Source organism: Pseudothioglobus sp. nBUS_23 (assembly GCF_051201565.1).
GTDB lineage: Bacteria > Pseudomonadota > Gammaproteobacteria > PS1 > Pseudothioglobaceae > Pseudothioglobus.
In genome coordinates this window covers 646,096-671,741 of sequence record NZ_CP179200.1, presented here as the reverse complement: position 1 = coordinate 671,741, position 25,646 = coordinate 646,096, and the positions used below count along the sequence as shown (strand labels likewise).

Here is a 25,646-nt window from a genome sequence, read left to right as displayed (position 1 = left end):
TTTAATAATGTTTGAGTATACATAGAATTATCTGTTGATTATTTTGAATAAATTCATTTTTAAGAATAACTCCATACTCAAAAGAATATTTTTTAGTTTATTCAGCACCTCAGGGGGTGAGGTGCCGAAAAACCAAGGAGAAAATTTAAAGAGAGAAACTCTCTTAAATCTTCCCCTTTTTGTTGCTTACTGTAATTAGAATTTACGGTAAGCGTTATTAAGATCTACCATTGGATGGTTTTCTGACATTTGAAACTTAATTAAAAGTTCGCGTGCAATCATGTCTCTTTCTTGCTGATTGTCAGGGAGTTTAATTGAATCAGGAATTGTCACCCAGCCATTGATATTTCTGTCAAATACAGCGGCTTGATCCTCTTCATAACCCATATGAACGTCCTCTAACCAGTTCAAATCTTTCCAACCCATCTTGTCGATATACTTCTGCAAGAAAGGAGTAATAAACTTAAGGTCAGGAACAAGGTTTACGTCATATCGATAACCAATATGCTGACCAATATCTTTTTCACGATCAGTGTCAAGACCATCAGCTCCAACAACAAACTCTTCTTCTTTATTGCTCATAATTTCTCCTATCTTTAAAAGCGTGTCAAATCTGGACGACCAACAGTGTGCTGTGAACCTGCAATAGGAACTTGAGCACATGCTGATGCTTCCATAGTTAAAGCAGCCAAATCTTCTGGCTCTAGTGAGTGAATATTTGTCTTACCGCAAGCACGAGCAAAAAGCTGGCACTCTATCGCTAAGGTATGTAAAAAGTTATAGACTCTCTCTGAAGCCGCATCTGGATCTAGTCTCTGCCTTAGAACTGGATCTTGAGTCGCAACACCAACAGGACAACGACCTGTATGACAGTGATAACACTCGCCCGCATTAACACCCATTTCTTTAGGATAATCTGCTTCAGGAATATCCCTGTTACAGTTAAGCGCCATAAGCGAAGCATGACCGATCGCAACTGCATCAGCACCTAAAGCTACAGCCTTTGCAACGTCACCACCGTTACGAATACCTCCAGCATAAACCAGTGAGATTCTACCTGTCATGCCGACATCGTCAATCGCTCTTCTAGCCTGACGAATCGCAGCGATTCCTGGTACGCCAGTTTCTTCAGTCGCTAGATGAGGTCCAGCAGCGGTTCCGCCTTCCATGCCATCAATATAGATACTGTCACAACCAGTTTTAGCAGCCATACGAACGTCATCGTAGACTCGAGCAGCGCCCAGCTTTAATTGAATTGGGATTTGTCCATCTGTTGCTTCACGAATCTCTTCGATTTTAAGCGCCAAATCATCCGGTCCTAACCAATCCGGATGCCTAGCAGGAGAACGCTGATCAATACCTGCTGGTAAAGAACGCATCTCAGCAACCTGATCTGTCACTTTTTGACCCATTAGGTGTCCACCAAGACCAACTTTACAGCCTTGTCCAATGAAAAACTCAACACTGTCAGCAAGACGTAAATGGTTTGGGTTAAAACCATAACGAGACTGAATACACTGATAAAACCACTTGTCTGAATAGCGTCTCTCATCAGGGATCATTCCGCCCTCTCCAGAACAAGTTGCAGTTCCAGCCATAGTTGCACCTCTTGCCAAAGCCGTTTTGGCTTCATAGCTTAAAGCTCCAAAACTCATACCTGTAATGTAGATAGGAATGTCAAGCTCTAACGGTCTTGGCGCCTCAGGACCAATGATAGTTTTAGTTAAACACTTCTCTCTGTAGCCCTCGATAACGAAACGCGTCAGAGTTCCTGGCATAAAAGTCAAATCGTCCCATGTCGGAATCTTTTTAAATAGAGAGAAACCTCTCATTCTGTAACGACCCAAATCAGATTTGATATGGATGTCATCCATCACACCTTTAGGAAAGATAAAACTTTTACCTAGTATGCTTTTTTCGTCTATATCACTCATAATATTTCCTTTAGTTAAATTTGTTAAAAGTCCGATTAAAGAATAAGTTTTTTCTCGTTAGGCTCTAAATTGTCATAGTTCCATAACGTCTTACCAGAAACATACTTTTGCATCTTCTCTACACCATTTGGAGCCTTCATACCGTAGTTACCTAATTTTTCAGTAAGATAACGAATATCAAGTTCAGTCATCTCACCTGGAACGCAGTCCACCCCGAGATCTTCAACTTCACCGCCCACATAAATAGTGCCGTCATACATTGAGTCACCTAGGTTCATTCCTGCATCGCCAAGTATGATCATTCGACCACGCTGCATCATAAATCCAGAGAAAGCACCTGTCTTACCGCCAACGATAATGGTTCCGCCTTTCTGATCAATCCCTGTTCGTGCACCAACACTTCCTTTACAAACCAGGTCGCCGCCACGAATCGCAGCACCAAAAGTTGAGCCAGCGTTGCCATCAATAACAACGGTTCCAGCCATCATGTTCTCAGCACATGACCATCCAACTCGACCCTTGATATGCACGTTTGGTCCATCGATCAATCCACAACCAAAATAGCCCAAGCTATCACTGAATGTTAAGTTGAGACGGTTCAAGATACCAACACCAACGCCATGTCTAGACATCGGGTTATCAACTGTAATATCACCGATACCTTTTTCCATTAATGCTCTGATTTCACGATTAATTTCTCTAGGAGTCATATCTAAAGCATCAATCGTCGCACTCTTGCTTGTATCGACTTCAAAGGAATGAAAATACGTCAGATTTTCACTCTCATCAATCGAGAAAAATCTCTGCTGAGTTCTTCCTTTTAACTGCTCCTCATGAAGTCCCATTTCATGAGACTTATCCTGTTTTAGTTTTGCCATACTTTTACCTCCCCGTGATATGGGTCAAATGTTTCAATGTGATGATCAAACAACGTTCTGATTGCCACCTCTTCAGAAGCCAAAGCAATCATGTCATCACCCTCGTAGACAACCATAGGTTTGGCGGCCATAACGTCCTTAGCCATGCCAAGTTGATCCCTAGTTGCAACCAAATATGTAAATACACCGTCTAGATATTCAACAGAATCCTTCATAGCCGTTTCAAGGTCTGAACCTTGATTCATTCTGTCAGCTATATAAACCGCAATAAGTTCAGAGTCACAGTTTGAAGAAAAGCGATGCCCTTTAAGCTCTAGAGCACGTCTATTCGTCCAGTAGTTTGTTAGCTGTCCATTATGAACAACAGAGACATCACTGAATGGATATGCCCAGTATGGGTGTGCAGAGCGAATATCAACATCTGACTCGGTTGCCATTCTCGTGTGTCCAATTCCGTGTGTGCCATTAAAATCATTCAGTCCATACTGCTCAGAAACTTCTGCAGCATCCCCAAGATCCTTAATTAATTCGAGTGAATTTCCAATTGAAAGGATCTCAACACCTTCAATATCTTCAACAAAGTCAGCCAACTTTTTCATATCTCCAGAGAATTGAATCTCATAGCGATGCGAGTACTCAGTTGCGCTCTCTTTCTTTACAATCTTTGCACCTAGATCTTCCATTCTCGAGTTAACAGCAGCGATTCTATCTTCAATCGCAGCGTGTATATCAAAACTTCCCTCAAGGTCAGCTGCCTCAGCAACCTTAAACCTAACCACATGGTTCCCATTATCTTCACCATACATAGCATATCCAGTTGAATCTGGACCCCTATGCTTCAAAGCCTGCAACATTGCTGTCATTTGCTCACCAATGTTGACATCTTTGCCGGCATTCTTATGAATAATTCCTGCTATTCCGCACATATAATCTCCCTTTCCCTGAAAATTGCCCGCCGTTAGGCGGGCACTCTAAATAAACTTAAAAGAAACTGGCCTATGGCAAGCAGTCCAAATAAGTTTCAATATCCCAATCTGTAACTGTGTGATTGAAACGCTCCCACTCATCAGTCTTGTAATGGTGGTAAACCTTATACATCTCATCCGGCATAGCAGACTTAATGACCTCATCATTGGCAAGCTCGGTCATTGCCTCACCAAGAGACATTGGTAATTTCTTAACGTCTTTACCAGCCTCCATCGCCTCATAAATATTTCTCTCTTCAGCCTCACCTGCGTCGATATTGTTATCGATTCCATCACCCATTGCTTTAAGAAGCGCAGAACCCATTAGGTATGGATTAACCATAGAGTCAACAGAGCGGTACTCAAAACGACCTGGCGCAGAAACACGAAGCGCACAAGTTCTATTTTGATAACCCCAGTCAGCAAAGATTGGAGCCCAGAAACCTGTATCCCATAATCTTCTGTATGAGTTCACTGTTGAAGATCCAATTGACGTTAATGCTGGTAAATGCTTAATCACACCTCCAATTGAATTCAGACCAATTGGACCAGGCATTTTTTCATCAATAGATGGATCTGGCATAAATGTATTTTCACCACCTTCTTTATATGTAAAGACTCCTGGCATTCCAGGAAGCTCACCATCGCCTGCAGCAATCTCAGGATGAAAAACATCTTTACCACCCTTCCATAATGACATGTTGTGGTGACAGCCTGAAGCCGAAACACCCATAAAAGGTTTACTCATAAAACATGCAATAAGGCCAAACTCACGAGCCACCTGAGCACAAATTTGACGGTAAGTTGTCAATCGGTCTGCATTTCGTAAAACGTCATCAAACTGAGTGTTAAGCTCTAACTGACCTGGTGCGTCTTCGTGGTCACCCTGGATAATATCAAGGCCCATTTGCTCAGAGTACTCAATTACCTTCATGAATACTGGGCGAAGCTCTTCAAATTGATCGATGTGGTAACAGTTCGGCTTCGTGACTCCGCCATTAGTACCACCATCTTCGCCTCGCTTAAGCCACATCATTTCAGGCTCAGTTCCACAACGCATATCTAGTCCGTACTGATCTTGGAATTCTTTGTGCAGTCTGTAAAGATTTCCTCTACAGTCAGAAGTTAAGGCTGCCCCCGGATTTTCACGCTCTTCACGGTTCCTGTAAAGTCTACAAAAAACTCTTGCAACTCTCTTGTCCCACGGAAGTTGACAAAAAGTATCTGGGTCAGGAATGCCCACAAGTTCTGATGACTCTGGACCATAACCAATATAATTTCCATGGCGATCCACAAATAAGTTTGCTGTTGATCCGTAAACTAATTGAAATCCCTTCTCAGCCAATCTTTCCCAGTGGCGTGCAGGGATACCTTTACCTACAATACGGCCGGTTACTGATACAAATTGATAATATACATATGTAACACCTAAAGCATCGATTTTTGCTTTTACTTCTTTTACAAGTTTATCGCGTCCAGGTTCATTAACGTGTTGTTCTAAATCTGTCATTTAATCTCTCCGAAAAAATAAAAAAAATCTTTTTAAGATTTGCCCCCTAGTAGATTCTATTTAGATTCGTAATTAATTAACCCAAATAAAAACCAGACAATTTACCTTTAATAATTGATAAAAACACTCCAAACTTGAATCAATTTATAACCCTAAAAAAGCTAGGTTTCAGTAAATTAAGATTGGAGTATACTCCTGTTGATATTCCATTGTCAAGAAATTTTTTTTATTTTAAAGAAATTAAATAAAGTTTTGATTTTCTTCTATTTTTTTAACAAAAAACAAGAAAAAAACTGCAAAGTTTTTATATAAAGGAAGGTTTTTTTTGATTATAAATCGACTAAATCATTAATGATTTGATCAGTCAGACGTATTGGAGGAGATAATGGTCAGAAACTGGCACTCATCACTAATAATCTTTTTAGGGCCATGGGGCGTATCAGAATCAAAATAGAGCGAGTCACCTTTTTTGAAGTGGTAGACCTTGTTACCATAAAAATAATCCATCTGCCCTTTGAGCATATAGATGAACTCTACCCCTTTATGCTGAAACTCAGGAAACTCATAATCTCGAGAAGTGATTGTAATTAAACAAGGTTCAACCTTTAGGGACCCTCCAACAGTGTGCCCAAGCAATTGATAGTGTCGACTCTCATCAGAACCAGCCCTCTCTATCGTTAACCCGTTACCTGATTTGATAAAGGTCGGCTCTACATCTTTATCATGCTGCTTAAATAGTGAGGTAATAGAAATATTGAGTGCATGACAAATCAACTGGATTGTTTTAAGGGATGCACTAATCTGGCCATTCTCAATTTTTGAGAGCATACTTGCAGAGAGGAGTGACTGCTTCGACAGTTGCTGGAGCGTTACCCCGGCATTTTTTCTTGCCATACGCACCTGCTTACCTATAGAAGCCTCTAACTGCTTATCACTTCCAAAACTTGGAAGATTTTTATTGATAATGGATACGCCCTTCTCTTTAGGTATTGGTTTATTTGAGGTAGCCACAATAGAATAATTTACTAAGAATAAAAAAAATTATACTACAGGGAAAATTAATAGATTAAAGTATTTTAAATTTTATAGAGGAATAATCCAACTAAGCTCTCGAACGCCTACTTCTTCTCTGCTTTTTGGGCTTAGAGTCATCACCCTGAAAAATTGACTTTGAGCCTTCAGACATAGGCCCAACCCTTGCTTCTATTTCTTCGAGCGATGGAGGAGGGGAAACAACATGCTCATCCATTGCTTTTCGCATGGCCTTTACATGATCAAAACTAGTGCCGCAGCAACCCCCAATAATTTTGGCACCAGAATTTATAGCAATCTGCACATACTCAGACATGAGCTCTTCGGTCCCTGAGTATGTAATGTTGCCGTCAACAAATTCAGGAATGCCGCAGTTGGCTTTCGAAATAACAATGGTTCCAGGGTCAACATTTTTAGAAATATCGTTGATGGTTGCTAAAAGATCTGGCGCACCAATGCCGCAGTTAGCACCGAAACCACTCAAATTAAGATCCTTAGATTTTTTGGCAAGGTTGGACGGGGTAATGCCCATCATCGTCTTTCCAGCCGTATCAAAACTCATTGTTGCGCAGACTGGAAGCCCAATATCCTTAACAGCCTCCATTGCAGCTTCTAACTCTTCCATCGCGTACATGGTCTCAAGCCATAATACATCTGCTCCGCCCTCTGCCAGACCTTCAGCTTGGGCCCTAAAGGCGTCTGTTGCCTCCCGAGGTGTCATCAAACCATGTGGCTCAATCATTTCACCAGTAGGCCCCATAGAGCCGGCAACAATAACCAACCGATCGGCCTGATCAGCCACCTCTCTTGCAATAACTCCTGCCGCTTTGTTGAGTTCAAAGACTCTCTTTTCTAGATTATGTAGTTTGAGTCTATAAGAGGTTCCCCCAAAACTATTCGTTAAAAACAAATCTGAGCCCGCATCAACGAAGCCTTGGTGCAAAGATCGTATTCGATCTTTGTGATCTATGTTCCATGGCTCTGGAGGGTCACCAGTCTCGAGACCCATCCCGAATAAATTTGTACCAGTTGCTCCATCAGCTAAGATGTGGCTCTTGTCTTGAAGCATCTTAAGAAAATTGTTCATGGTATTCATTTAACTCAAATTGCTTTAAATTTTACTGTTTCTCTGAAGATGTTTATATTTTAAATTGATATTTAAATTTTTTTACTATGAATAACTTAGTTTGGATGATTGTTTTCTATGAAAACTGTATATTCAAGAAAACAGAATAAACAAACTCAATAAAAGTCTTATTTTTGATCTGGATTTCCCTACTATTTGTAATGCAAATTTTTAAATAATTAAGCAATGGGAGCGCCTAATCTCTATATAATTTGATTAAAAAAATTAAACTCACAAATTGTGAATATTTTAATTCAACAGCAAATGCAAAATTGCATGCTAATAATCAGCAATATTGGCGAACTTCACCTGTACCAAAAAATTAAAAAACATCACAAATCTTCTCCCATAAATCATAGGAATAATGAAAGAGAATTCTAACTCGCATGAGGATGTGGTCAGTCGCTTTATAAGTTATGGCGAATCAAATTTTGAATCTAATGTAGCGCAGACGAGACCAACCCAAAGCGCCGCTCAACTGGGCGTTTTAAGGCTGATCTATGCGTTTCGATTTTCTGGCCACTTAAGAGCAAAGTTGGACCCTCTGCAAAGACCCAGACACCACTCCACACCACCCTTTACTTTAGAGGAGTTTGGACTCAATGAGTCCGATCTAGATAAAACGTTTGATATGGGCTCTTACCAAGGTCCAAACTGCACAACCCTAAGAGAGCTATTTGACTCTCTCAACAAAACTTATTGCAGTAGTCTTGGCGTCGAATACATGCATATTCCCAATCTTGAAGAAAGAAAATGGATTCAAACTAAAATTGAAACCATGTCGTTGGAGAGTGATAATACTCCAGAATACAAAAAATGGTTACTTCAGAGGATCACTGCTGCCGAAGTATTTGAGAAGTTCCTTCACAATAAGTATGTCGGTCAAAAAAGATTTTCACTAGAGGGGAGTGATACGCTTATTCCGCTCCTGAACGTTTTGATTGAGCATTCTGGTGAGCACGCGATGAAGCGGATTTGTCTTGGAATGGCTCACAGAGGCAGGCTCAATGTACTCATCAATATTATGGGCAAAAGAGCGGAGAATCTTTTTAAGGAGTTTGCTGGCGATCTTGGCCTCAGTAAAAAGCAAACTGGAGATGTCAAGTACCACCAAGGCTTTTCCTCAGACATTCAAACTTCAAAAAAAGATGTTCACCTTGCTCTCATGTTTAACCCCTCTCACCTGGAGTTAGTCAATCCAGTAATTGAGGGCTATGCAAGATACCATCAAGATAAAAATGACGAGTCTGAGAGACAGCAAATTCTTCCAGTCCTTATTCATGGAGATGCGGCCTTCTCGGGACAGGGAGTGGTCATGGAGACACTCAATATGTCTCAATCCAGAGGCTATAGAACTCAGGGAACGGTTCACATTATTATCAACAATCAAATTGGATTTACAACATCCAAGCAGGATGATGCCAGGTCAACAGATTACTGCACGGATGTTGTTAAGATGATCAATGCTCCTGTCTTTCATGTCAACGCTGAGGATCCAGAGATGGTGAGCTTTATCACAAAGCTAGCACTGGACTACCGGATGCGCTACAAGAAAGATGTCGTGATTGATTTGATGTGCTATCGAAGACATGGTCATAACGAGGCTGATGAACCTGCGGTAACTCAGCCACTGATGTATGAAGCGATTCGTAACTTACCTACTACCAGAGTTAATTATGCAGCATCACTGATGAAGCAAGGTGTTATTTCTCAAACAGAAGTAGACGCCATGGTCAAAGATTACCGCAAAGAACTCAAGGCAGGAAACAGAGTCGCTTACAACATTTTAGAGCCCAAAAACAAAAGGGCTTGGGAGCTGCTTTGGGCGGATTACTTTGATGTTACTTGGCATGACCCTTATGAATCAGCTATTAGTAAAAAGCGCATTAAAGATTTAAACAAAAAACTACAACACATTCCTGATGGATTTGAAATTCATCCCCGCGTTAAAAAAATAATGCAGGATAGGCAAAAAATGGCGGATGGCAAAATTAATGCTGACTGGGGGTTTGCCGAAACTCTAGCCTTTGCCAGCCTGACAGAGAATGGTGTTCCGATCAGATTAACCGGACAGGACTGCGGAAGGGGAACATTCTTTCATAGGAATGCGGTCCTTCATAATCAACTTGTAAATGAACAGTATACCCCGCTCAAAAATATTAGCGAAAAGCAAGGCAGAGTCCAAATCTTTGACTCAATCTTGTCTGAGGAGGCAGCTCTTGGGTTTGAGTACGGTTACGCAACCGCTAACCCAGAATCACTAGTCATCTGGGAGGCACAGTTTGGTGACTTTGTTAATGGAGCGCAGGCTATCATTGACCAATTTATATCGTCCGGTGAGGCCAAATGGGGTCGCCTTTCGAACCTTGTTATGCTTCTGCCTCATGGCCTTGAGGGACAGGGACCTGAGCACTCTTCAGGTCGACTTGAGCGTTTTCTTCAGCTTTGTGCCAGTCACAACATGCAGGTCTGCGTGCCATCGACTGCAGCTCAAATATTTCATCTCATGAGAAGACAGATTTTGAGAAAGTTCCGAGCGCCGCTTATTATCATGACGCCAAAGAGCTTACTTCGAAATCCACTTGCCTCATCTCCTCTCTTTAGGTTTACAGATGAAAAATTTAAAGTTGTAATTGAAGAGCGTTATGACAACATCAAACCCAAAAAAGTCGATAGAGTCGTTCTTTGTAGTGGCAAGGTCTTCTATGAACTTTTAACTAGGCGTCAGGATGATCAACTCAATAATGTAGCAATTCTCAGAGTCGAGCAGCTCTACCCGTTCCCTCACGAAGCCCTCACATTGGAAATTAAAAAGTTTACCAATGCTAAGGATATTATTTGGTGCCAGGAAGAGCCGATTAATCAGGGCGCATGGTACACTTCCAGACATAACTTTATGAGAAACCTTACCAAAGGTCAAACCCTTCATGTTGTTGCTCGTGATCTCTACGCCGCACCTGCAGAAGGCAGTGTCAGACTTCACAACATCAATCAGAGTCATATCATTGAAAAAGCATTAGGTCTTCAGCCTATAGATAAAGCCAGGAGCGTTAAAAAATGAAAGAAATAAAAGTACCTGTTCTGCCAGAATCAATAACTGAGGCAACGGTTGCCGCATGGCATAAGAAACCAGGTGACTACGTTGAGCTTGATGATGTCATTGTTGAAATAGAGACGGACAAAGTTGTTTTAGAGGTCCCTGCAGAAGAAGCTGGCGTTTTATCTGAAATTACAGCTGAAGAAGGAGAAACTGTATCTGAGCAACAGGTACTAGGACTCATTGATGACGAGGCTGATTCTGAAGATATTCAATCTAAAGAGAGTCAAGATCAGTCTGAAGAAAAAGTGGAAGAGAGCTCTCCTATAAAGAGCAATGAACCTGAAGCAATTCAAGAGAGTACTGCAAAAGAACAAGACAATACTCCAGACACTCCTGAAGTTGCCTCTGAGCCCACTCCCGAGCCTTCCAATTCAAAGCCGATAGGTAACCGAATGGAAGAGAGAGTGCCTATGACACGAATTCGAAAGACTATTGCCAACAAGCTTCACTCAGCGACACAAAATACAGCAATGCTGACAACCTTTAATGAGGTTGATATGACTGAGATACTCTCAATGAGAGCGAGCTACAAAGAGGCCTTTGAGAAAAAGTATTCTGTTAAGCTCGGCTTTATGTCTTTCTTTGTCAAAGCTGCAGTAGAAGCGCTCAAAAAGTTTCCAACGGTCAATGCCTACATTGATGGCGAGGATATTGTCTATCATGCTTACTGTGACGTTTCTGTGGCAGTGTCATCTGATCGCGGCCTGGTCGTTCCAGTGCTTCGTGATGCCCATAAAATGGGCATGCATGACATTGAGAAAGGCATTGTAGACTTTGCTGTTCGTGCCCAAGATGGAACCCTAGGCATTGAAGAAATGAGCGGGGGTACCTTTACCATATCCAACGGCGGGGTCTTTGGTTCACTCATGTCTACTCCGATCTTGAATTCACCACAAAGCGCCATTCTTGGCATGCATAAAACTCAGGATCGCCCTGTCGCTGTGAACGAAGAAGTTGTCATCAGGCCAATGATGTATCTCGCATTGTCTTATGACCACAGAATAATTGATGGCAAAGAAGCGGTTCAATTTTTAATATCAATCAAAGAAGCGCTTGAAGATCCAGCAAGACTATTGCTAAAAGTTTAGAATAAAAACTCAATCCACAATAAAAAAAGGGCGGTATATCAATACCGCCCTTTTCATTTTTCACTTGTTACAGATTTTTACTTATAGTGGTCCTGCTCGTCAGAGTTGCCTTTAACTAAGACTCCTACCAACATGACTACAGCAATAACTGTCCACCAGCCAGCGGCTGATGAGCCAGAACCGATATACATGCCCATGTCCATCCAAGCACCATCAGCATCCATAAGCTCTGTAAAAGATTCAGCAAAATATCCCATATTAATTCTCCTTAAAAATTAAGATTCAGATTCAGGGCTCGTCATACCTTGAGGGTATGCCTGTGCAGGTACTTTCACTGCATCAAGTCCTCTTTCTTGAACTGCGTCTGGGATACGTAACATTCCAGCTTTGTTCACGATCCAAGACACAACGTATCCTGGAACAAAACCTAGCAAGAACATGACAATTGCACCAACAATTTGGCCAAATAGGCTAATTGCAACAGTGTCTTCCGGAGCAAAAGCGCCAAGTCCTGGAACTCCAGAACCCAAGATACCAAGCATTACAACGCCAAATAGTCCAATCGTTCCGTGAACTGTTACACAGCCAACAGCGTCATCGATACCAAGACCCTCTAGCCAATCCGCACACGGCTTCAGAATAATACCCGCAAGCATAGAAACAGCTATGACAGTTGAACCAAAGTAAACATCAAGACCCGAGGCTACTGAAATAATACCTGCTAGACAGCCAGACATCATCCAGAAAGGATCTCTTGTCATAACCCAAGCACCAATAATACCGCCAGCAGCAGCTAGAGGAACGTTAAACGCTAGCGCTGAAAGTGTCATTGGAGTACCATAAATGGTAGTCGCTCTGTCGCCATACCAACTCCATCCTTCTCCAGGCAGAATGATACAAGCCATGAGGAATCCAAAGAATCCAACAATAATCAGCATTAAGCCAGTTACTGTAAGCGGCATATTGTGACCCGCAAGATGATTCGCAGAGCCGTCAGCGTTGAATTTTCCGACACGTGGACCTAAGTTCAATAGAACACCCAGCGCGAAGAATCCAGCCACAGCGTGCACAAGACCAGCAGCACCAAAGTCGTGATATCCAAACTCAGTGACTAACCATCCGTCAGCGTGCCATCCCCATGCAGCTGCAATACCCCAAGCTGCAGTACCTAGCACAACCGCACAGATTACAAAACCTACGGTTTGTATTCTCTCGATGAGTGCGCCAGATGCGATCGATGCAGTTGTTGCAGCAAATAAGGCGAAAGCACCCCAGAATACACCTGAAGCATTGTCACCCATATTTGGCCCCATGTACTGAGCAGAATCGCCCCAAGCCCATGCGATAGCATTTGCATACTCTAGACCCGATATCTCCATATATCCGGCACCAGCACTAAAGTCTAATGGCCAAGTTGGCAGGGCCCAGTAGAACCACCAGCCAAATAGATACCATGCAGCGATAGTAAACGCGAACGCGAGTAAATTTTTAACACCCGATGACAGTACATTCTGTAAGCGTGTAGCACCCATCTCATAGAGAAGGAAGCCAGCATGAATGAGAACCATCAAAGGAATTGTTACGTAATAGTACGCCTCAGCAAACATCCTGTTTGTGACCTCGGCAGCACCTTTTATAGCGGCTACTTCAGCCGTTAAAGCTAATATTTGATCTTCCAAAACATTATCTCCTTTTTTAGTTTAATCAATCTCTCTCCGTTTTTTTTACTTGCAGGAAATTTTATATCCCTACAAGTAATGAGTATATAGAAAGAATATTGCTAAATCTATCAAAATTATCTTTAAATGAAGTAAAAAATAGAAACTTTCTAAAGATATATATGAAATAACAATTGGTTATTGAAATGATAAAAAATCAAATTTTTTTTATACTAGATTTCAAATTGAACTACATTAATAAAAAATACTGATTTAACTGCCATACAGATCGACTATGCTGATGACTTGCTGCCTGAATTCATCTTCGTAATGCTCTGAAAATTCCTCAAGCGTTGTAAGTGAACTAGAGTCAGGCATCCGGTCAGTATAGATGAGCCCATCGAGGTGATCTAGCTCATGCTGAAAGGTTCCTGCACTGATTCCTTTTGAGGTGAAGCTAACCTCATCACCATTTCGATCCAGAGCCTCAATTAAAATTTCAGGGCAACGCTCAACCCTACCCCTCATGTTGGGAACCGATAGGCAGCCTTCATAGACATTAATTCTATCCTCTGTTAAGAAGGTGACTTTCGGATTGATTAAAACAGTCAATGGAATATCAGGCTTGTATGGGTAGCGAGGATTTTTTTTCACCTCAATCACGCAGATTCTTTTTGGAACTGCAATTTGAGTAGAGGCCAGACCTGCGCCGTTGGCATCCCTCATGGTTTCAATGAGGTCATCGATGAGGTTTTTAATCTCAGCTGATTTAATTTCATCTCTCTTAACCTCGTCTGCTATTTGACGAAGCGCTGGGTTTCCAATGTGTACGATTTTCCTAATCATTGCTTTAGTTTGCTAATTCTATCGAATAGTATTAAACAAAATTAACAATAAGAATCAATAGAAGTAACAGGCTAGCAACCCAAAACAATTGATAAGCCTTGCTCATAATGCCGCGAATATCTCTGAGCTCTTTAATAATTTTGTCAACCTGATCATCGTTCATATTCTTATTCCTTTTTATATTTTAAAAATTAATAGGGGCAATTTTTACAGCCGTTATTGCAGCACTTGCCCTGCTTTACTAGGTACCATTTACTGAACACATAGAGCCCATTATCAATAGTATAGTCTACATTTTTAATGAGTTTTGTTTGGGAGCGGTATGGCTCAACAAATTTCTGAAAGCTCTCCATGCCCTTTTCCTCAACTAAAAAATCTATACGATCATTAATAGCTAATCCAAGGCAGGATGGACAAAAGCAGTCCTCTTCAAGAGTTGGAGACATTACTGGAGGAAAGACCATGCACCAGCAGTTTCCAGTTCCAGCACCGCATCCAAATTCCTGATCACATTTTAAGCAATTCTTAGCTGTCATTTTTTCAGTTGAAACTAAATTTTTTATATTTTAGAGCATTCCATTAAAAGATATATTCAATCAAATATATTTAATGGAAGACTATGCCACACCAGTTCTTAAATAGTTTGTGTGAAGCCTTTCGATTGGACTTTAAGTTTTTTTCAACCTCACCCTCAAAGTCACTCAAACCCTTAGCGCCTAGAAGGTCTTCAAGTGCCTCTGGAATTCCGGGTATGCACATCCATCCCCCGAAAGTATGACTGCAAACTTCGGGATGAAATTGACAAGAATAGGCGTTCTCTGAGACCTGCATGATATGATTCTTACATTGATTTGATGAAGCTAGAATTCTAGAGCCCTGGGGAGCCTCTGTGACCTCTACTAAATGAACATTAACCCATTTTTCTGATGAATCAAAACCATTCAATAGTGGATGATTTTGCCCTTCTATAGTTGGTGTTATTTCGAACAAACCGACTTCATGATTATCAGCTTTCTCTGCCTTTCCGCCAAGAGCTTCAGCGAGTAGTTGATGACCCAGACATATTCCAAGAAAAGGCATTTTCAGATCCTTGACAGCTTGACGAATGGCTTCTTTTTCTTCGATAAGCCATGGATACTTATCCTCCTCCCAAACGTTCATAGAGCCGCCCATGACCCAGAGTGCATCATAATCTCTTAATTCAGGAATTTTCTCGCCCGCATGAAGATCAACCTCATGAAATGAAATATTTTGACTCTCCGCAAAGTCTCTAAAAATGCCAGGATTCTGAGAAGTCATGTGTTTGAAAACAAGGATTTTCTTTTTCAATTCAAATCTTATTTAAATGATGAAGTGATATTGTAAGTTATGAGAAATATAAACGTCTGTTAATATTTTATTGGCAAGATTTAGATAAATTCAATTTAGAAGCTGTATTTATAAGATATTTCGGCTTGCTTTAAAGCGTTCGTTGAGTCAACGTTGTAACCTAATTTAAGATCTTTATAATTCAGACCAACATAACTTGATCTTGCAATCTTGGCGTCTTCTATATGGTTTAGATTGGAGGTCAAAATATGTTTCAATGAAAAACCAAAGTGATCATCAAAATCTCTGCGATAAGATAAGCCATAGGCCATTTCTTTACCCCCAGCCCTCAAACTAATACTTTTATTTTTGTATGATATTGTTCCATCAGATTCAGCTAAATTAGCCATTCTGATTGACATCTCCCCACTATTGATTCTATTGGGCTGACTAACTGACAATGAAAATTGATCGTCTCCTAAAATATTTTTTTGACTTGCCACTAATGCCAGACTTGAAGACTTAACGTTGCTAGCTGAATCAATAAAACTAGAATCAGGTCTTGACATATTTGTTGTGGCTAGAGTTGCCAAACCCGTTAAAGTTAAGTTTTCATTAATATGACTTTGTGCTTTTAAAGCACTAAAAATGGTACTTGTCTTCGCGCCAACTGTTGAAAATGCCTTGCTTCCTTTAAGCCCTAGTAAATTATCTTCCTCTAAAGTAATACCCGTCATGATTGCGAAGTTTGCCTCTTCAGTATCTCCATATTCCAATGAGGCAACAATGGATTGTCTTGACCCAATTGAACTGCTCTTATCATAACTACTTTTAATTGGACTTGAAGCACCAATCAATAACTGTGCATTCTCAAGCTTATAATTCGCATTGATACCCAAATCATCAATATTTGAAGCAAGATATGGCGTTTTAAAACCAGACAAGTCGACCGTTGGGTCTGAGCCCTTTCCAAAGAAACTTTGGACTGGTAGCGTATTATTGCCAAGTGTCAGGCTTGTCTCTAAATTATTACTACTAAATAATGGCGCTGCATTTCCAATGAATTTTCTCTCTGTAGAGTGAATATTTAGGTCAGTGATTGGAGTATCTAAACTTGAAAGCTCTTCTGACAACTTTATTGGTGCTTCGTGATTACTTGGAGTTCCTACTCTTGAAGATATGTCAAAATTAAAACCGCCATTTAAATCATCATAGGCGTATCCAACTTCGCCAATTAAACCATTAGAAACTGCATCACCAAAAGAACTAGATGGCAATATGTATGATGAGCCAAGCGAATTAGACTCACTTGATTGAATTGAGTTGCCAGTATAGACAGACATTGAAGCTGGATTTCCATCAGAAGTGATTGGGCTCAAAGCCGCATAGAAATCTGGAATTCCATGACCCCAAGTGGAGTGATAACCATGCTTTACACTATTGCCATGCGTTGTGAACGTTGTATTGCCTTCCGGTGTAAACCATACATTATTAGCCGAGGCCAATATTCTATCTACTAGTTGTTCAGATGTATGGTTAGGAAAAGCTTGAGCCATCAATGCAACTCCTCCAGAAATCATGGGGGCTGACCAAGATGACCCATAAGATATTCTAGAAGAATTATATTCACTTGTTCCACTGTCCACATAGGTTGCTGCATAAACATCATATCCATCAACTGACAAACAATACTCTGCTGTTGAGCCACATTTATTTCCTTTTAATGTAAATTCTGATGAAGTTGCATTTGATAAGTCCGAGTCACCAGTATATTGAACAACATTAGCAACTATCCATGCCTCACCAAGATCAGGAAATAACTCGGGCAAACCTGCCATTGCGCTTGCATCGGACTCAGCAACATCATTGCCTGCAGACCAAACCATAACCCCAGAGGATTCAAAATTATTTAATGCTGTAACGTAAGTATTGGCATCAGTCAAAGCTTGACCAGAAGATGAGCCGTGCATTAGGGTTGCCAAACCTTGAGCATTCGTTAAGCTATTGCTCGATATGAGCGATTCAAGTTCAGAGATATTGTAACTAGTGCCTCCTGAGGTATAACCCCAGCTTTGGTTTGAAGCTATTGCGCCAGCTGCTCTAGCTGCGTCTAGATCACTTGCATAATCATCTCCCTCGTTAGAACCCTCATATTTTCGAATACTGGATAAAACTAGATCTGCATCTGGTGCCACGCCGCTTCTGGCGCTCACGTCTCCAGCAGCAAACATAGCTACGCCTTGGCAATGATTATTACTTGAAGTGGCTGCGTCAAAGGTACTTTCTCCAGAACCACCATCGTCTAAATTTGTTATTGTTTTATTATCATAAATATCATGATTAACATCACAGTAGAAATCTGCTATGTGTATTGTTTCCCCAACACCAGTCAAAAAAGTTCCATCTTTAGAAAAAGATTGGGCCTTATGCACCCCCATTTGCTCATAAGGGTGAGTCGCTCCGCCAGCTTCTATAGCTGTCCACGTTGATCTGCTTTTTATAGTGTTTTGTGAGGAAGAGCTGCCTTCTGTGAAAGATGTTGACTCAGCTAAAGCATAGTTTGTTGAAGAGGTTGATGGCGAATTGACAGTTGAGGATGAGGAACTACCTCCTCGACATCCAATCAACGAGAGCAATATTGCAACAATAATTAGTTTTTTAAGAATCACTTATATACCAATTAAAGATTCAAAGCCAATATACCTTAGTAACGGGTTATATAGACTGAATTATTGAATATATTGAAAAGATGACTTTCAGCTTTTGTTATCTGCAACAAAGTTAATCCAACTATAATTTAATATTTTCTCATTAAGACTTATTAGTAATGGCATTAAGGTCGATAGAAGCAGTTCTTCCCCCAGACAATCTTCATTTCGTTGGAGATGGGTTTAGAGTTTATGGAATTTTAGGCAGAAGAGAACCTCTAACCATGAAACGTATGAGTCCATTCCTTTTGATGGACTACGCTCCAGTTCATTACTTTCCACCAAATAATGGGGCTCCTCGCGGCGTTGGATCTCACCCTCATAGAGGCATTGAAACAGTCACTATTGCATACAAAGGTAAAGTTGAGCACAATGATAGTACGGGTGCAGGTGGCGTTATTGAAGAAGGTGGTATCCAGTGGATGACCTCAGGCAAAGGAATACTTCACAAGGAATATCACGAAAAAAATTTCAGTAAAAAAGGTGGTGAGATGCAAATGGTTCAGCTCTGGGTTAACCTTCCTGCAAAAGACAAAATGACTGAGCCAAAGTACCAAAATATTGAAAATAAAGATTTAGCGAAAGTAGACCTTGGTAATGGAATTGGAACCATTGATATTATTGCTGGGGAATTTGAAAAAAGTAAAGGGCCAGCTTCATCTTTTACTCCAATGAGCCTCTTTAACGTCAAACTCAACAAAGGAAAGGGAACGAGTTTAAGTTTCAATGAGAGTCATAATACTGGGCTTCTAATTATTAAGGGAAATGTCACCATAAACAACAAAGAGAGAGCTCCAACAAACCACTTTGTGCTTTTTGAAAATAAAGGTAAAGAATTTACAATAAAAGCTGAAGATGAGGCAGAAATATTGGTCCTAAGTGGCGAACCGATTGATGAACCTATAGCCTCTTATGGACCATTTGTGATGAATACAAATGATGAAATTAGGCAAACCATTGATGATTTTAATAATGGCAAATTTGGGCACCTAGACTAAACTGTTTGAATTTATTTACTTTCAACAGAAGCCTCAAGCTTTGGGTACTTGAAACCTAATGTAATTCCCCTTGCGATTGAAAAAATAATGAGTGATGCCCATAGTCCATGATTTTCATACTTAGGTAACAATAATGCCAACATCAACAAATAGACACAGAAAGAAATAAACATCATATTTCTCATATCCGCTGTTCTCGTAGCTCCAATAAAAATTCCGTCTAGCATCCAAGCAGCAGCACCAGCTAGTGGCGCTAGAACCATCCAAGGCAAGTATTCTCGGCTCACTTCTCTTACATTTTCAGCAGTAGTCATGACATCAATAATATTACTTCCAAAAACTGCAAAAATAATCGCCATGACAACAACAGACCCAAAGCCCCACTGAGTTGTCATAATGGCTGACTTTCGAAACAGTAATCTATTTCGAGCTCCAAGCGCTTGCCCAACAAACGCTTCAGCTGCAAAAGCAAAACCATCCATAGCGTAAGCTGTTATATTTAAGAACTGAATGAGCACCTGATTCGCTGCCAGAGTAGCATCATCAAAGCTCGAACCAAGAAAGAGAAAACTCACAAATGCTATCTCAAGCAGAACCGATCGAATCAAAATATCACTATTCACTTTGGCCATCTTGATTAGCCTAGATCTGTCAAATATTTGATTCCAGTTTCTCCAGTAGCCGTTTTTAAATCCCTCCTTTGAAAGCCATAATCCAAAAATCAATCCTGTCCACTCTGCGACAATAGTGGCAAACGCAACCCCTTCAACACCCCAACCTAGCCTCAGAACAAAAACAAAATCTAAAACTATATTGATGGAATTAATAAGCAACATTAGAACCAAAACAGCTCGAGTTCTCTCATTTGCAATAAGCCAACCAGTAATTCCAAAGATTGCTATTGCAGCCGGTGCACTATAGACCCTAATTTGCAAATACTCTTTTGCCAAAGACTCAACCTCAAGGGAAGCTGGAGCCAAACCAAGTGCTGCGCCAAAAAGAGGCACTTGAGTCAGTATTAGAGCTAGGCCAGCACTAAGACCAATGAGGATTCCTCTTACTAGGAGGGCTGATGTCTCTAAATCATCCTTTGACCCAATGGCCTGAGCTGTCAGCCCAGTGGTTCCCATCCTTAGAAATCCAAAGAGCCAATAAATAGCTGAAATAATAATAGCACCTATTCCAACAGCGCCAATTGGCGCAGCTAAGCCCATCTGACCCACAACTGCTGTATCAACAGCTCCCAGAATTGGAATGGTTGCATTGGCTAAAACAATTGGAGCAGCGACACTTAAAACTCTTTTGTGAGTAAGCGTTGTTGAGCTCTTAACCATATAGAATTATTCTAGACTTTAGCTAGAAAGAGTTCGATTGAAAATTTTGAAACGCCAGTAAAGAATGAATGCAAGAATGGCATACAAAAACTTTGCAAAAGTAAACACGCCAGGCAAACTCACAAACTTTGCAAGCCAGCCATAGCCCTTGGTGTTGCTCCAGACATAAATGAAAGCTTCAACTCCCTTAATTTCAGTTCCATCTGGGAACTCTACATAGAGTGCTTTTAGGTATTTGTCACCTTTCTGGCTACAGTTCTCATATTGAAGCTGAGACCTTTTCTTATAATGCTTTATTTCAAAGTTGCAGATACTGCACTCTTCGTTGAATAAAACCTTTCCTTCTGAATCACTTTTCATAATCAGGCCAATATAAAAAAATATGTATCTTTTAGATGATTTATTTAAAGCCCTCAACTACTTGCCAAGAGCTTATTTCTTTGAGTTTAACTGAATTATCCAAACAGCTAAATGTTAAAAAGCTTAGTGCAACTAAAGTAGAAATTTTAGAAATCTTTTTAATTGTATCTAAAGCATTTTTCATACGGATATTATATATTACTAATCATTCAATCTAAATAGCATGAGAAAGTTTCAGTCTTATTAAGGTATAGTTTGATTATTAAAAATTTGAGACTTTCAATTGTTCAAAAAACAACCAAATAATCTGAAAATCGTTCGTTTCTTTTTATTGCAAAGTGCTCAAACTAAGGCAATAATTTTAAATATTTTGTCTATAGTTTTATTTTCAATCATGGTTGTTTTAATTAGGAAAGCATCCGAAAACTTACATGTTCTTGAAGTTGTTTTTTTTCGAAATCTACTCGCTTTGATTGTAATGCTGCCAATAATAAGATCTATTGGTATGACTGCTATAAAAATGAAAAATACAAAGCTATTTTTTATGAGAGCTTTTGTTGGCGCTATAGGTATGATTGCTGGCTTTACCTGCTTAACCCTAATACCTCTTGCACAGGCAACAGCAATCAGCTTCTCTCAACCACTTTTTATTACAATTGGAGCGACTCTATTTTTAGGTGAAATAATTAAAGCTAGAAGAATTGCTGCCATTATTGTTGGAATTATTGGTATGCTAATTATTGTTCAACCTGGCTTTAACGGTTTTACATTTGGAATAATACTAGCAATTATTTCAGCTTTAGCGCTCTCAATAAATGCACTAATTGTCAAAAAGCTTACTCTGACTGACACACCTCAAGCAATCATAATTTGGATGGTAATCATGCTTATACCAATTACTCTAACTACAGCCATACCGGTTTGGCAGTGGCCTAATTTTCAGACTTGGTTATATTTATGGGGGATTGCTATATTAGGGACATTGGCACATTTTGCATGGACTAAGTCCTATGCAATGGCTGAGATTACAAGTCTTGAGCCAATTGGCTTCATAAAACTACCTATTATTGCTCTTTTGGGATGGATGATTTTTTCAGAAATTCCTGGTACCTGGACTTGGGTTGGAGGTTTAATAATTTTTATGTCGACAATTTATATCAGTCATCGAGAGACAAAAGCTGCAGACTCACTGAAGCCAAATGATGGCGCTCAAGAACCTAAACTTTAACTTAGTTATTTAATTTGGTCGGGACGGCAAGATTTGAACTTGCGACCACTTGACCCCCAGTCAAGTGCGCTACCAGGCTGCGCTACGCCCCGAAAAACTATAATACTTAGTTTCTAAATTTGCCGTATAGAAATCCAAAAACAAAAGCAAATATGGCAAATGGCGCCGACATAATAAACCAATAGATTATATTATTTATATTTTGATCTACAACAAATGGCCTAATATAAAACGATGTGGATGCAAAAAGGCTCCATGCTAAGAATGTTCGTCCATAAAATACAGATTTAGATGACAACTCATTCTTTGGTCTCGCAATTCTAAAAAAGAGATAGCCAAAACCTACAGAAATTAAAATACTAATAAAATTGATCATCATTCACTCCTAAATAATGTGTCTTTTTTCTAGTTACAGATAGGGCATTTAGAATCCTTACCAATTTTTACCTTTCTAAAACTTAAATCCATTGCATCAACTAAAAGCAGTGATCCACTCAACTGATCTCCCAAGTTCAATATCACTTTGATTGCTTGCAAGGCCTGCAAAGTTCCAATCAATCCAGCAACGGGAGCTAATACACCATTCTCGATACAGCTATCGTTTTCTTCGCCCTCTTCAGAGTAGAGGCACTGATAACAGGGAAGCTCTTTTTCATGACCCTTAAACACAGATACTTGCCCTTCAAACCTAACTACAGCGGCAGAGATCAGCGGCTTCTTATTCTCCACACAGACCTTGTTGATCTCAAAACGACTTTCAAAGTTATCGGTTCCATCTAGAACAATATCAACCCCCTTGATTAATTCATTAAGGTTGTCAGTATGAATAAGCTCATTAGCAATCGTCACTTTGATTTCTGGATTGAGCTCAGTCAATTTATTTTTGGCTGAATTGACTTTATCATCGCCAATATCCTTAGTTTGATGAATGATTTGCCTTTGCAAGTTGGATAGCTCAACTTGATCAAAGTCTGCAATCACAATATGACCCACTCCTGCTGCAGCTAGGTAGAGCGCTGTTGGAGAACCAAGACCTCCCATGCCAATAATAAGCACAGTTGAGTCCATAATTTTCTGTTGACCCTCAACGTCAACCTGAGGCAGCATAATTTGTTTAGAGTATCTAAGTAGTTCCTGATCTTCCATGGACGTCAGTCTCTAAAATACTTTTGAATTTTTGGCAAAATGACCATTCGACAGTAAGGTTGGTTTGAATTGTCGTTAAAGTAGTTTTGATGGTAGCCTTCAGCTGGATAAAAAACATCGAGCTCGGTAATTTCAGTGACTGCACCTTTGATATTACCAATCACTGAGGTTGCAATCTCCTTCTGTGACTCACTTACATAGAAGATGGCTGAACGATACTGTGTTCCTTTGTCAGCGCCCTGTTGATTAAGGCTGGTCGGGTCATGAGTTGCATTAAAGACATCAAGTAATGCCTCAAATGAGACTACGCTTTCATCAAAATCAATTTTAACGACTTCAGCGTGCCCAGTTTGGCCCGTGCAAATGGATTCATAAGAGGGGTTTTGTGTCGATCCATTGCAGTAACCACTTTTCAATTCAATGACCCCGTTTACGCGCTGAAAAATTGCCTCAACGCACCAAAAACATCCGCCGGCTAGATAAGCTGTTTCCATGTATTTTTCTTTAATATTTAAAACAATATAGTATACTTTATCTCAGTAAGTAGAGATAACTTCAAGGAGTCTATGTGGCTGAAAGTGTTAACAACCGTCATGGTAATGGTCTAGTATTAATACTTCTAGCTTTATCCATTCTAGCCATAGTTTGGCTTTTTACCCCATTCATTGCCTACCTCTTCCTATCGCTTTTAATCTGCATCTCAACCTTTGGAAGTTATAGCAAACTTTCTGAGAAAAGATCAAAAAAAATAGCAGCGCTGATGATGACGCTATTGGTAACCATTCTCTTAATTCTCCCGCTTGGATACATTCTTCTTGTGAGTGGTATCGAAACTACAGCCCTAATTAATAAACTACAGAGCGACTTTCAGCTCAGCGAAATTAGCAGGATTACTGATGAAATCGTTATGAGCCTCCCTTTAACAGACTCAGTTCGAGAGTTTCTGGATAGCTCACTAAGAAATAACTTAGAGAGTATTGCTGTAGGTATAACAGACTTTTCAATCGTTATCCTAAAAAGCATAACAAGCCTATCAAGCCAGTTCATCTTTTTTGTGATTATCACTATCATTTCACTCTACTACTTTTATATTGACGGACCCTCTTTTATTGAAAAGGTAAGAAAAGTCTCGCCACTGGACAACAAGATAAATGACTTGCTTCTGAATCAGTTCTCAGGCCTCTCTTTAACACTTGTTGGTAGCGTTTTTCTTGTGGCCATTACGCAGGGAGTTGCTTTTGCAGTTGGCGTCATGATGGTTGGGCTACCTGCTTTGTTTTTCGGAGTTGCAATGGCTCTAGCAAGCTTTATTCCAATCCTTGGAGGTGTTCTAGTTTGGCTACCTCTCTCAATCTATCTATTTGCAATTGGCGAGCCAACAAGCGCATTTATCATTATATTTTTTGGTGCAATCATAGCGGGCACCTTAATCGATAACTTGTTACGGCCAATTATAATTACGAAACTCTCAAGCTCTATGAAGCATCAGAGCCCTTTGAACCATACACTCATTACTGTCCTCTCGACGCTTGCAGGTATTATCAAGTTTGGTATCTTGGGTTTATTTATTGGCCCCATTATTGCCGCAATGTCGATTACTATCTTTGATATTTATCAAATTCAATTTGGTAAATCAAAGTAAATCTTTGTTAAAATTCTCACCTTAATCTTAAAACCTAAAAATCATGCTGAAAGAGCTCATCGAATACATCAAAGAACACGAAGGTGATAACGAGCTCGGAGACTATCTAGATACTCGCTATGTCAGGCTTACTGATCAGCATTATGATCAGATTGCGAGCGCTATGAGTGAGGGTGAACTGGAATCCAAAAATTCCTCCAAGTGCCCTGCTGAGCGCTTCTTTCTTCACTTCAACGAGACCATTCTGTTTGTCAACAAGCAGACCGAAGAGGATAGTGCAGTCTATGATGTTGAGATGGTCCAGAATGAAGGCGAGTCTGATGACTCGATGGAGCTTCTTTTTGCCTCATTTTCAATTGATGATGGTTACGCACCATCACTAAAAAAGAGAGTAACAAGTGGTAAAACAGCAGATGAGAACGAGCAGCAACAGTTAATGCAATCTGTGATTCCAATTTTAAAAGGGTTTATGGTTGCGATAACCGACTAGGTTTATTTTTTACCGTTTTGAGTCGCTAATTTGAGCTTTGGGCCAGCCTTAAAGGTAACCACTTTTCTTGCACTAATCATGACCTCTTCACCAGTCTTCGGGTTTCTGCCAGGTCTTGGCGTTTTTTCTCTGACAACAAAGTTACCAAAACTTGATAATTTGATTTCCTCTCCAGTCTTCAGTGTCTCTATGATTTGATCAAAGAATTGATTGGTAAGCGCTAATGCTTGAGTTTGAGTGAGTTCTGTTTTCTTGACGAGGGTGTTGGCTATATCTTGTTTTGTAAGGGACATTT

The 25,646-nt window shown here is 40.1% G+C and carries 26 protein-coding genes and 1 tRNA gene; 6 read left to right on the top strand and 21 right to left on the bottom strand.

Annotated elements, in window-relative coordinates; genetic code table 11:
• Positions 1-195 precede the first annotated feature (195 nt).
• From ACMAZA_RS03340 to bmt, 7 genes are all read right to left on the bottom strand, one after another.
• On the bottom strand, positions 196-582 hold the full coding sequence (locus ACMAZA_RS03340; RefSeq protein WP_435190014.1) for a hypothetical protein: 387 nt from the start codon (positions 580-582) through the stop codon (positions 196-198).
• Positions 583-596: 14 nt separating this feature from the next.
• Positions 597-1,934: an FMN-binding glutamate synthase family protein gene (locus ACMAZA_RS03335; RefSeq protein WP_435190013.1), complete on the bottom strand. Its 1,338-nt coding sequence runs from the start codon at positions 1,932-1,934 to the stop codon at positions 597-599.
• 35 nt (positions 1,935-1,969) lie between these two features.
• Positions 1,970-2,812 carry a GXGXG motif-containing protein gene (locus tag ACMAZA_RS03330; protein ID WP_435190011.1) on the bottom strand — a complete coding sequence of 281 codons (843 nt, stop codon included), beginning with the start codon at positions 2,810-2,812 and terminating at the stop codon, positions 1,970-1,972.
• Positions 2,800-3,738 carry a glutamine amidotransferase gene (locus ACMAZA_RS03325; protein WP_435190009.1) on the bottom strand — a complete coding sequence of 313 codons (939 nt, stop codon included), beginning with the start codon at positions 3,736-3,738 and terminating at the stop codon, positions 2,800-2,802. The genes ACMAZA_RS03330 and ACMAZA_RS03325 overlap by 13 nt, the downstream gene beginning before the upstream one ends.
• Before the next feature lie 70 nt (positions 3,739-3,808).
• Positions 3,809-5,287 carry a glutamine synthetase family protein gene (locus ACMAZA_RS03320; protein ID WP_435190007.1) on the bottom strand — a complete coding sequence of 493 codons (1,479 nt, stop codon included), beginning with the start codon at positions 5,285-5,287 and terminating at the stop codon, positions 3,809-3,811.
• A 360-nt stretch (positions 5,288-5,647) separates the two neighbouring features.
• On the bottom strand, positions 5,648-6,298 hold the full coding sequence (locus ACMAZA_RS03315; protein ID WP_435190005.1) for a helix-turn-helix domain-containing protein: 651 nt from the start codon (positions 6,296-6,298) through the stop codon (positions 5,648-5,650).
• 91 nt (positions 6,299-6,389) lie between these two features.
• The gene (gene bmt, locus ACMAZA_RS03310) at positions 6,390-7,406 is read right to left on the bottom strand and encodes a betaine--homocysteine S-methyltransferase (RefSeq protein WP_435190003.1); all 1,017 of its coding nucleotides are present in this window, start codon (positions 7,404-7,406) and stop codon (positions 6,390-6,392) included.
• Between the two features lie 403 nt (positions 7,407-7,809).
• Between bmt and ACMAZA_RS03305 the strand changes: the two genes are divergently transcribed.
• Both ACMAZA_RS03305 and odhB read left to right on the top strand, forming a co-directional pair.
• On the top strand, positions 7,810-10,506 hold the full coding sequence (locus tag ACMAZA_RS03305; protein WP_435190002.1) for a 2-oxoglutarate dehydrogenase E1 component: 2,697 nt from the start codon (positions 7,810-7,812) through the stop codon (positions 10,504-10,506).
• Positions 10,503-11,633 carry a 2-oxoglutarate dehydrogenase complex dihydrolipoyllysine-residue succinyltransferase gene (gene odhB, locus ACMAZA_RS03300; protein WP_435190000.1) on the top strand — a complete coding sequence of 377 codons (1,131 nt, stop codon included), beginning with the start codon at positions 10,503-10,505 and terminating at the stop codon, positions 11,631-11,633. The genes ACMAZA_RS03305 and odhB overlap by 4 nt, the downstream gene beginning before the upstream one ends.
• A 77-nt stretch (positions 11,634-11,710) precedes the next feature.
• Here odhB and ACMAZA_RS03295 read toward each other — a convergent pair whose 3' ends face one another.
• The 7 genes from ACMAZA_RS03295 to ACMAZA_RS03265 all read right to left on the bottom strand — a co-directional run bounded on the left by ACMAZA_RS03295 (position 11,711) and on the right by ACMAZA_RS03265 (position 18,114).
• Positions 11,711-11,890, bottom strand: coding sequence for a hypothetical protein (locus ACMAZA_RS03295; RefSeq protein ID WP_435189998.1), 180 nt, complete (start codon positions 11,888-11,890; stop codon positions 11,711-11,713).
• 18 nt (positions 11,891-11,908) lie between these two features.
• A complete protein-coding gene (locus ACMAZA_RS03290) occupies positions 11,909-13,312 on the bottom strand; it encodes an ammonium transporter (RefSeq protein ID WP_435189996.1) in 1,404 nt (467 codons plus the stop codon).
• Positions 13,313-13,564: 252 nt separating this feature from the next.
• A complete protein-coding gene (gene def, locus ACMAZA_RS03285) occupies positions 13,565-14,137 on the bottom strand; it encodes a peptide deformylase (RefSeq protein WP_435189994.1) in 573 nt (190 codons plus the stop codon).
• Between the two features lie 31 nt (positions 14,138-14,168).
• On the bottom strand, positions 14,169-14,300 hold the full coding sequence (locus ACMAZA_RS03280) for a hypothetical protein (protein ID WP_435189992.1): 132 nt from the start codon (positions 14,298-14,300) through the stop codon (positions 14,169-14,171).
• 28 nt (positions 14,301-14,328) lie between these two features.
• Positions 14,329-14,673, bottom strand: a complete 345-nt coding sequence (locus tag ACMAZA_RS03275; protein WP_435189991.1) for a DUF5522 domain-containing protein — start codon at positions 14,671-14,673, stop codon at positions 14,329-14,331.
• Between the two features lie 70 nt (positions 14,674-14,743).
• Positions 14,744-15,466: a type 1 glutamine amidotransferase gene (locus tag ACMAZA_RS03270; protein WP_435189989.1), complete on the bottom strand. Its 723-nt coding sequence runs from the start codon at positions 15,464-15,466 to the stop codon at positions 14,744-14,746.
• 95 nt (positions 15,467-15,561) lie between these two features.
• Positions 15,562-18,114 carry a S8 family serine peptidase gene (locus ACMAZA_RS03265; RefSeq protein ID WP_435189988.1) on the bottom strand — a complete coding sequence of 851 codons (2,553 nt, stop codon included), beginning with the start codon at positions 18,112-18,114 and terminating at the stop codon, positions 15,562-15,564.
• A 158-nt stretch (positions 18,115-18,272) separates the two neighbouring features.
• Between ACMAZA_RS03265 and ACMAZA_RS03260 the strand changes: the two genes are divergently transcribed.
• Complete coding sequence (locus tag ACMAZA_RS03260) at positions 18,273-19,151, top strand: pirin family protein (RefSeq protein WP_435189987.1); 879 nt, start codon at positions 18,273-18,275, stop codon at positions 19,149-19,151.
• Positions 19,152-19,162: 11 nt separating this feature from the next.
• Here the strand turns inward: ACMAZA_RS03260 and ACMAZA_RS03255 are convergent, their stop codons facing one another.
• Both ACMAZA_RS03255 and ACMAZA_RS03250 read right to left on the bottom strand, forming a co-directional pair.
• Complete coding sequence (locus ACMAZA_RS03255) at positions 19,163-20,485, bottom strand: MATE family efflux transporter (RefSeq protein ID WP_435189985.1); 1,323 nt, start codon at positions 20,483-20,485, stop codon at positions 19,163-19,165.
• An 18-nt stretch (positions 20,486-20,503) separates the two neighbouring features.
• Entirely contained in the window at positions 20,504-20,845 is a 342-nt protein-coding gene (locus tag ACMAZA_RS03250) for a thiol-disulfide oxidoreductase DCC family protein (RefSeq protein ID WP_435189984.1), read from the bottom strand.
• Between the two features lie 283 nt (positions 20,846-21,128).
• On the opposite strand from ACMAZA_RS03250, the gene ACMAZA_RS03245 reads away from it, so the two are divergent.
• The gene (locus tag ACMAZA_RS03245) at positions 21,129-22,073 is read left to right on the top strand and encodes a DMT family transporter (protein WP_435189983.1); all 945 of its coding nucleotides are present in this window, start codon (positions 21,129-21,131) and stop codon (positions 22,071-22,073) included.
• A gap of 15 nt (positions 22,074-22,088) precedes the next feature.
• Here ACMAZA_RS03245 and ACMAZA_RS03240 read toward each other — a convergent pair.
• The 4 genes from ACMAZA_RS03240 to msrA all read right to left on the bottom strand — a co-directional run bounded on the left by ACMAZA_RS03240 (position 22,089) and on the right by msrA (position 23,713).
• A tRNA-Pro gene (locus ACMAZA_RS03240) sits at positions 22,089-22,165 on the bottom strand.
• 14 nt (positions 22,166-22,179) lie between these two features.
• The gene (locus ACMAZA_RS03235) at positions 22,180-22,449 is read right to left on the bottom strand and encodes a hypothetical protein (protein ID WP_435189981.1); all 270 of its coding nucleotides are present in this window, start codon (positions 22,447-22,449) and stop codon (positions 22,180-22,182) included.
• Positions 22,450-22,478: 29 nt separating this feature from the next.
• Positions 22,479-23,219, bottom strand: a complete 741-nt coding sequence (locus ACMAZA_RS03230; protein ID WP_435189979.1) for a HesA/MoeB/ThiF family protein — start codon at positions 23,217-23,219, stop codon at positions 22,479-22,481.
• Between the two features lie 5 nt (positions 23,220-23,224).
• A complete protein-coding gene (gene msrA, locus ACMAZA_RS03225) occupies positions 23,225-23,713 on the bottom strand; it encodes a peptide-methionine (S)-S-oxide reductase MsrA (protein ID WP_435189977.1) in 489 nt (162 codons plus the stop codon).
• A 74-nt stretch (positions 23,714-23,787) separates the two neighbouring features.
• On the opposite strand from msrA, the gene ACMAZA_RS03220 reads away from it, so the two are divergent.
• Both ACMAZA_RS03220 and ACMAZA_RS03215 read left to right on the top strand, forming a co-directional pair.
• Entirely contained in the window at positions 23,788-24,861 is a 1,074-nt protein-coding gene (locus ACMAZA_RS03220; RefSeq protein WP_435189975.1) for an AI-2E family transporter, read from the top strand.
• Positions 24,862-24,904: 43 nt separating this feature from the next.
• Complete coding sequence (locus tag ACMAZA_RS03215) at positions 24,905-25,351, top strand: hypothetical protein (protein ID WP_435189973.1); 447 nt, start codon at positions 24,905-24,907, stop codon at positions 25,349-25,351.
• A gap of 2 nt (positions 25,352-25,353) precedes the next feature.
• On the opposite strand, the gene ACMAZA_RS03210 is transcribed toward ACMAZA_RS03215, so the two are convergent.
• Positions 25,354-25,644, bottom strand: a complete 291-nt coding sequence (locus ACMAZA_RS03210; RefSeq protein ID WP_435189971.1) for an integration host factor subunit alpha — start codon at positions 25,642-25,644, stop codon at positions 25,354-25,356.
• Between the last annotated feature and the right edge of the window lie 2 nt (positions 25,645-25,646).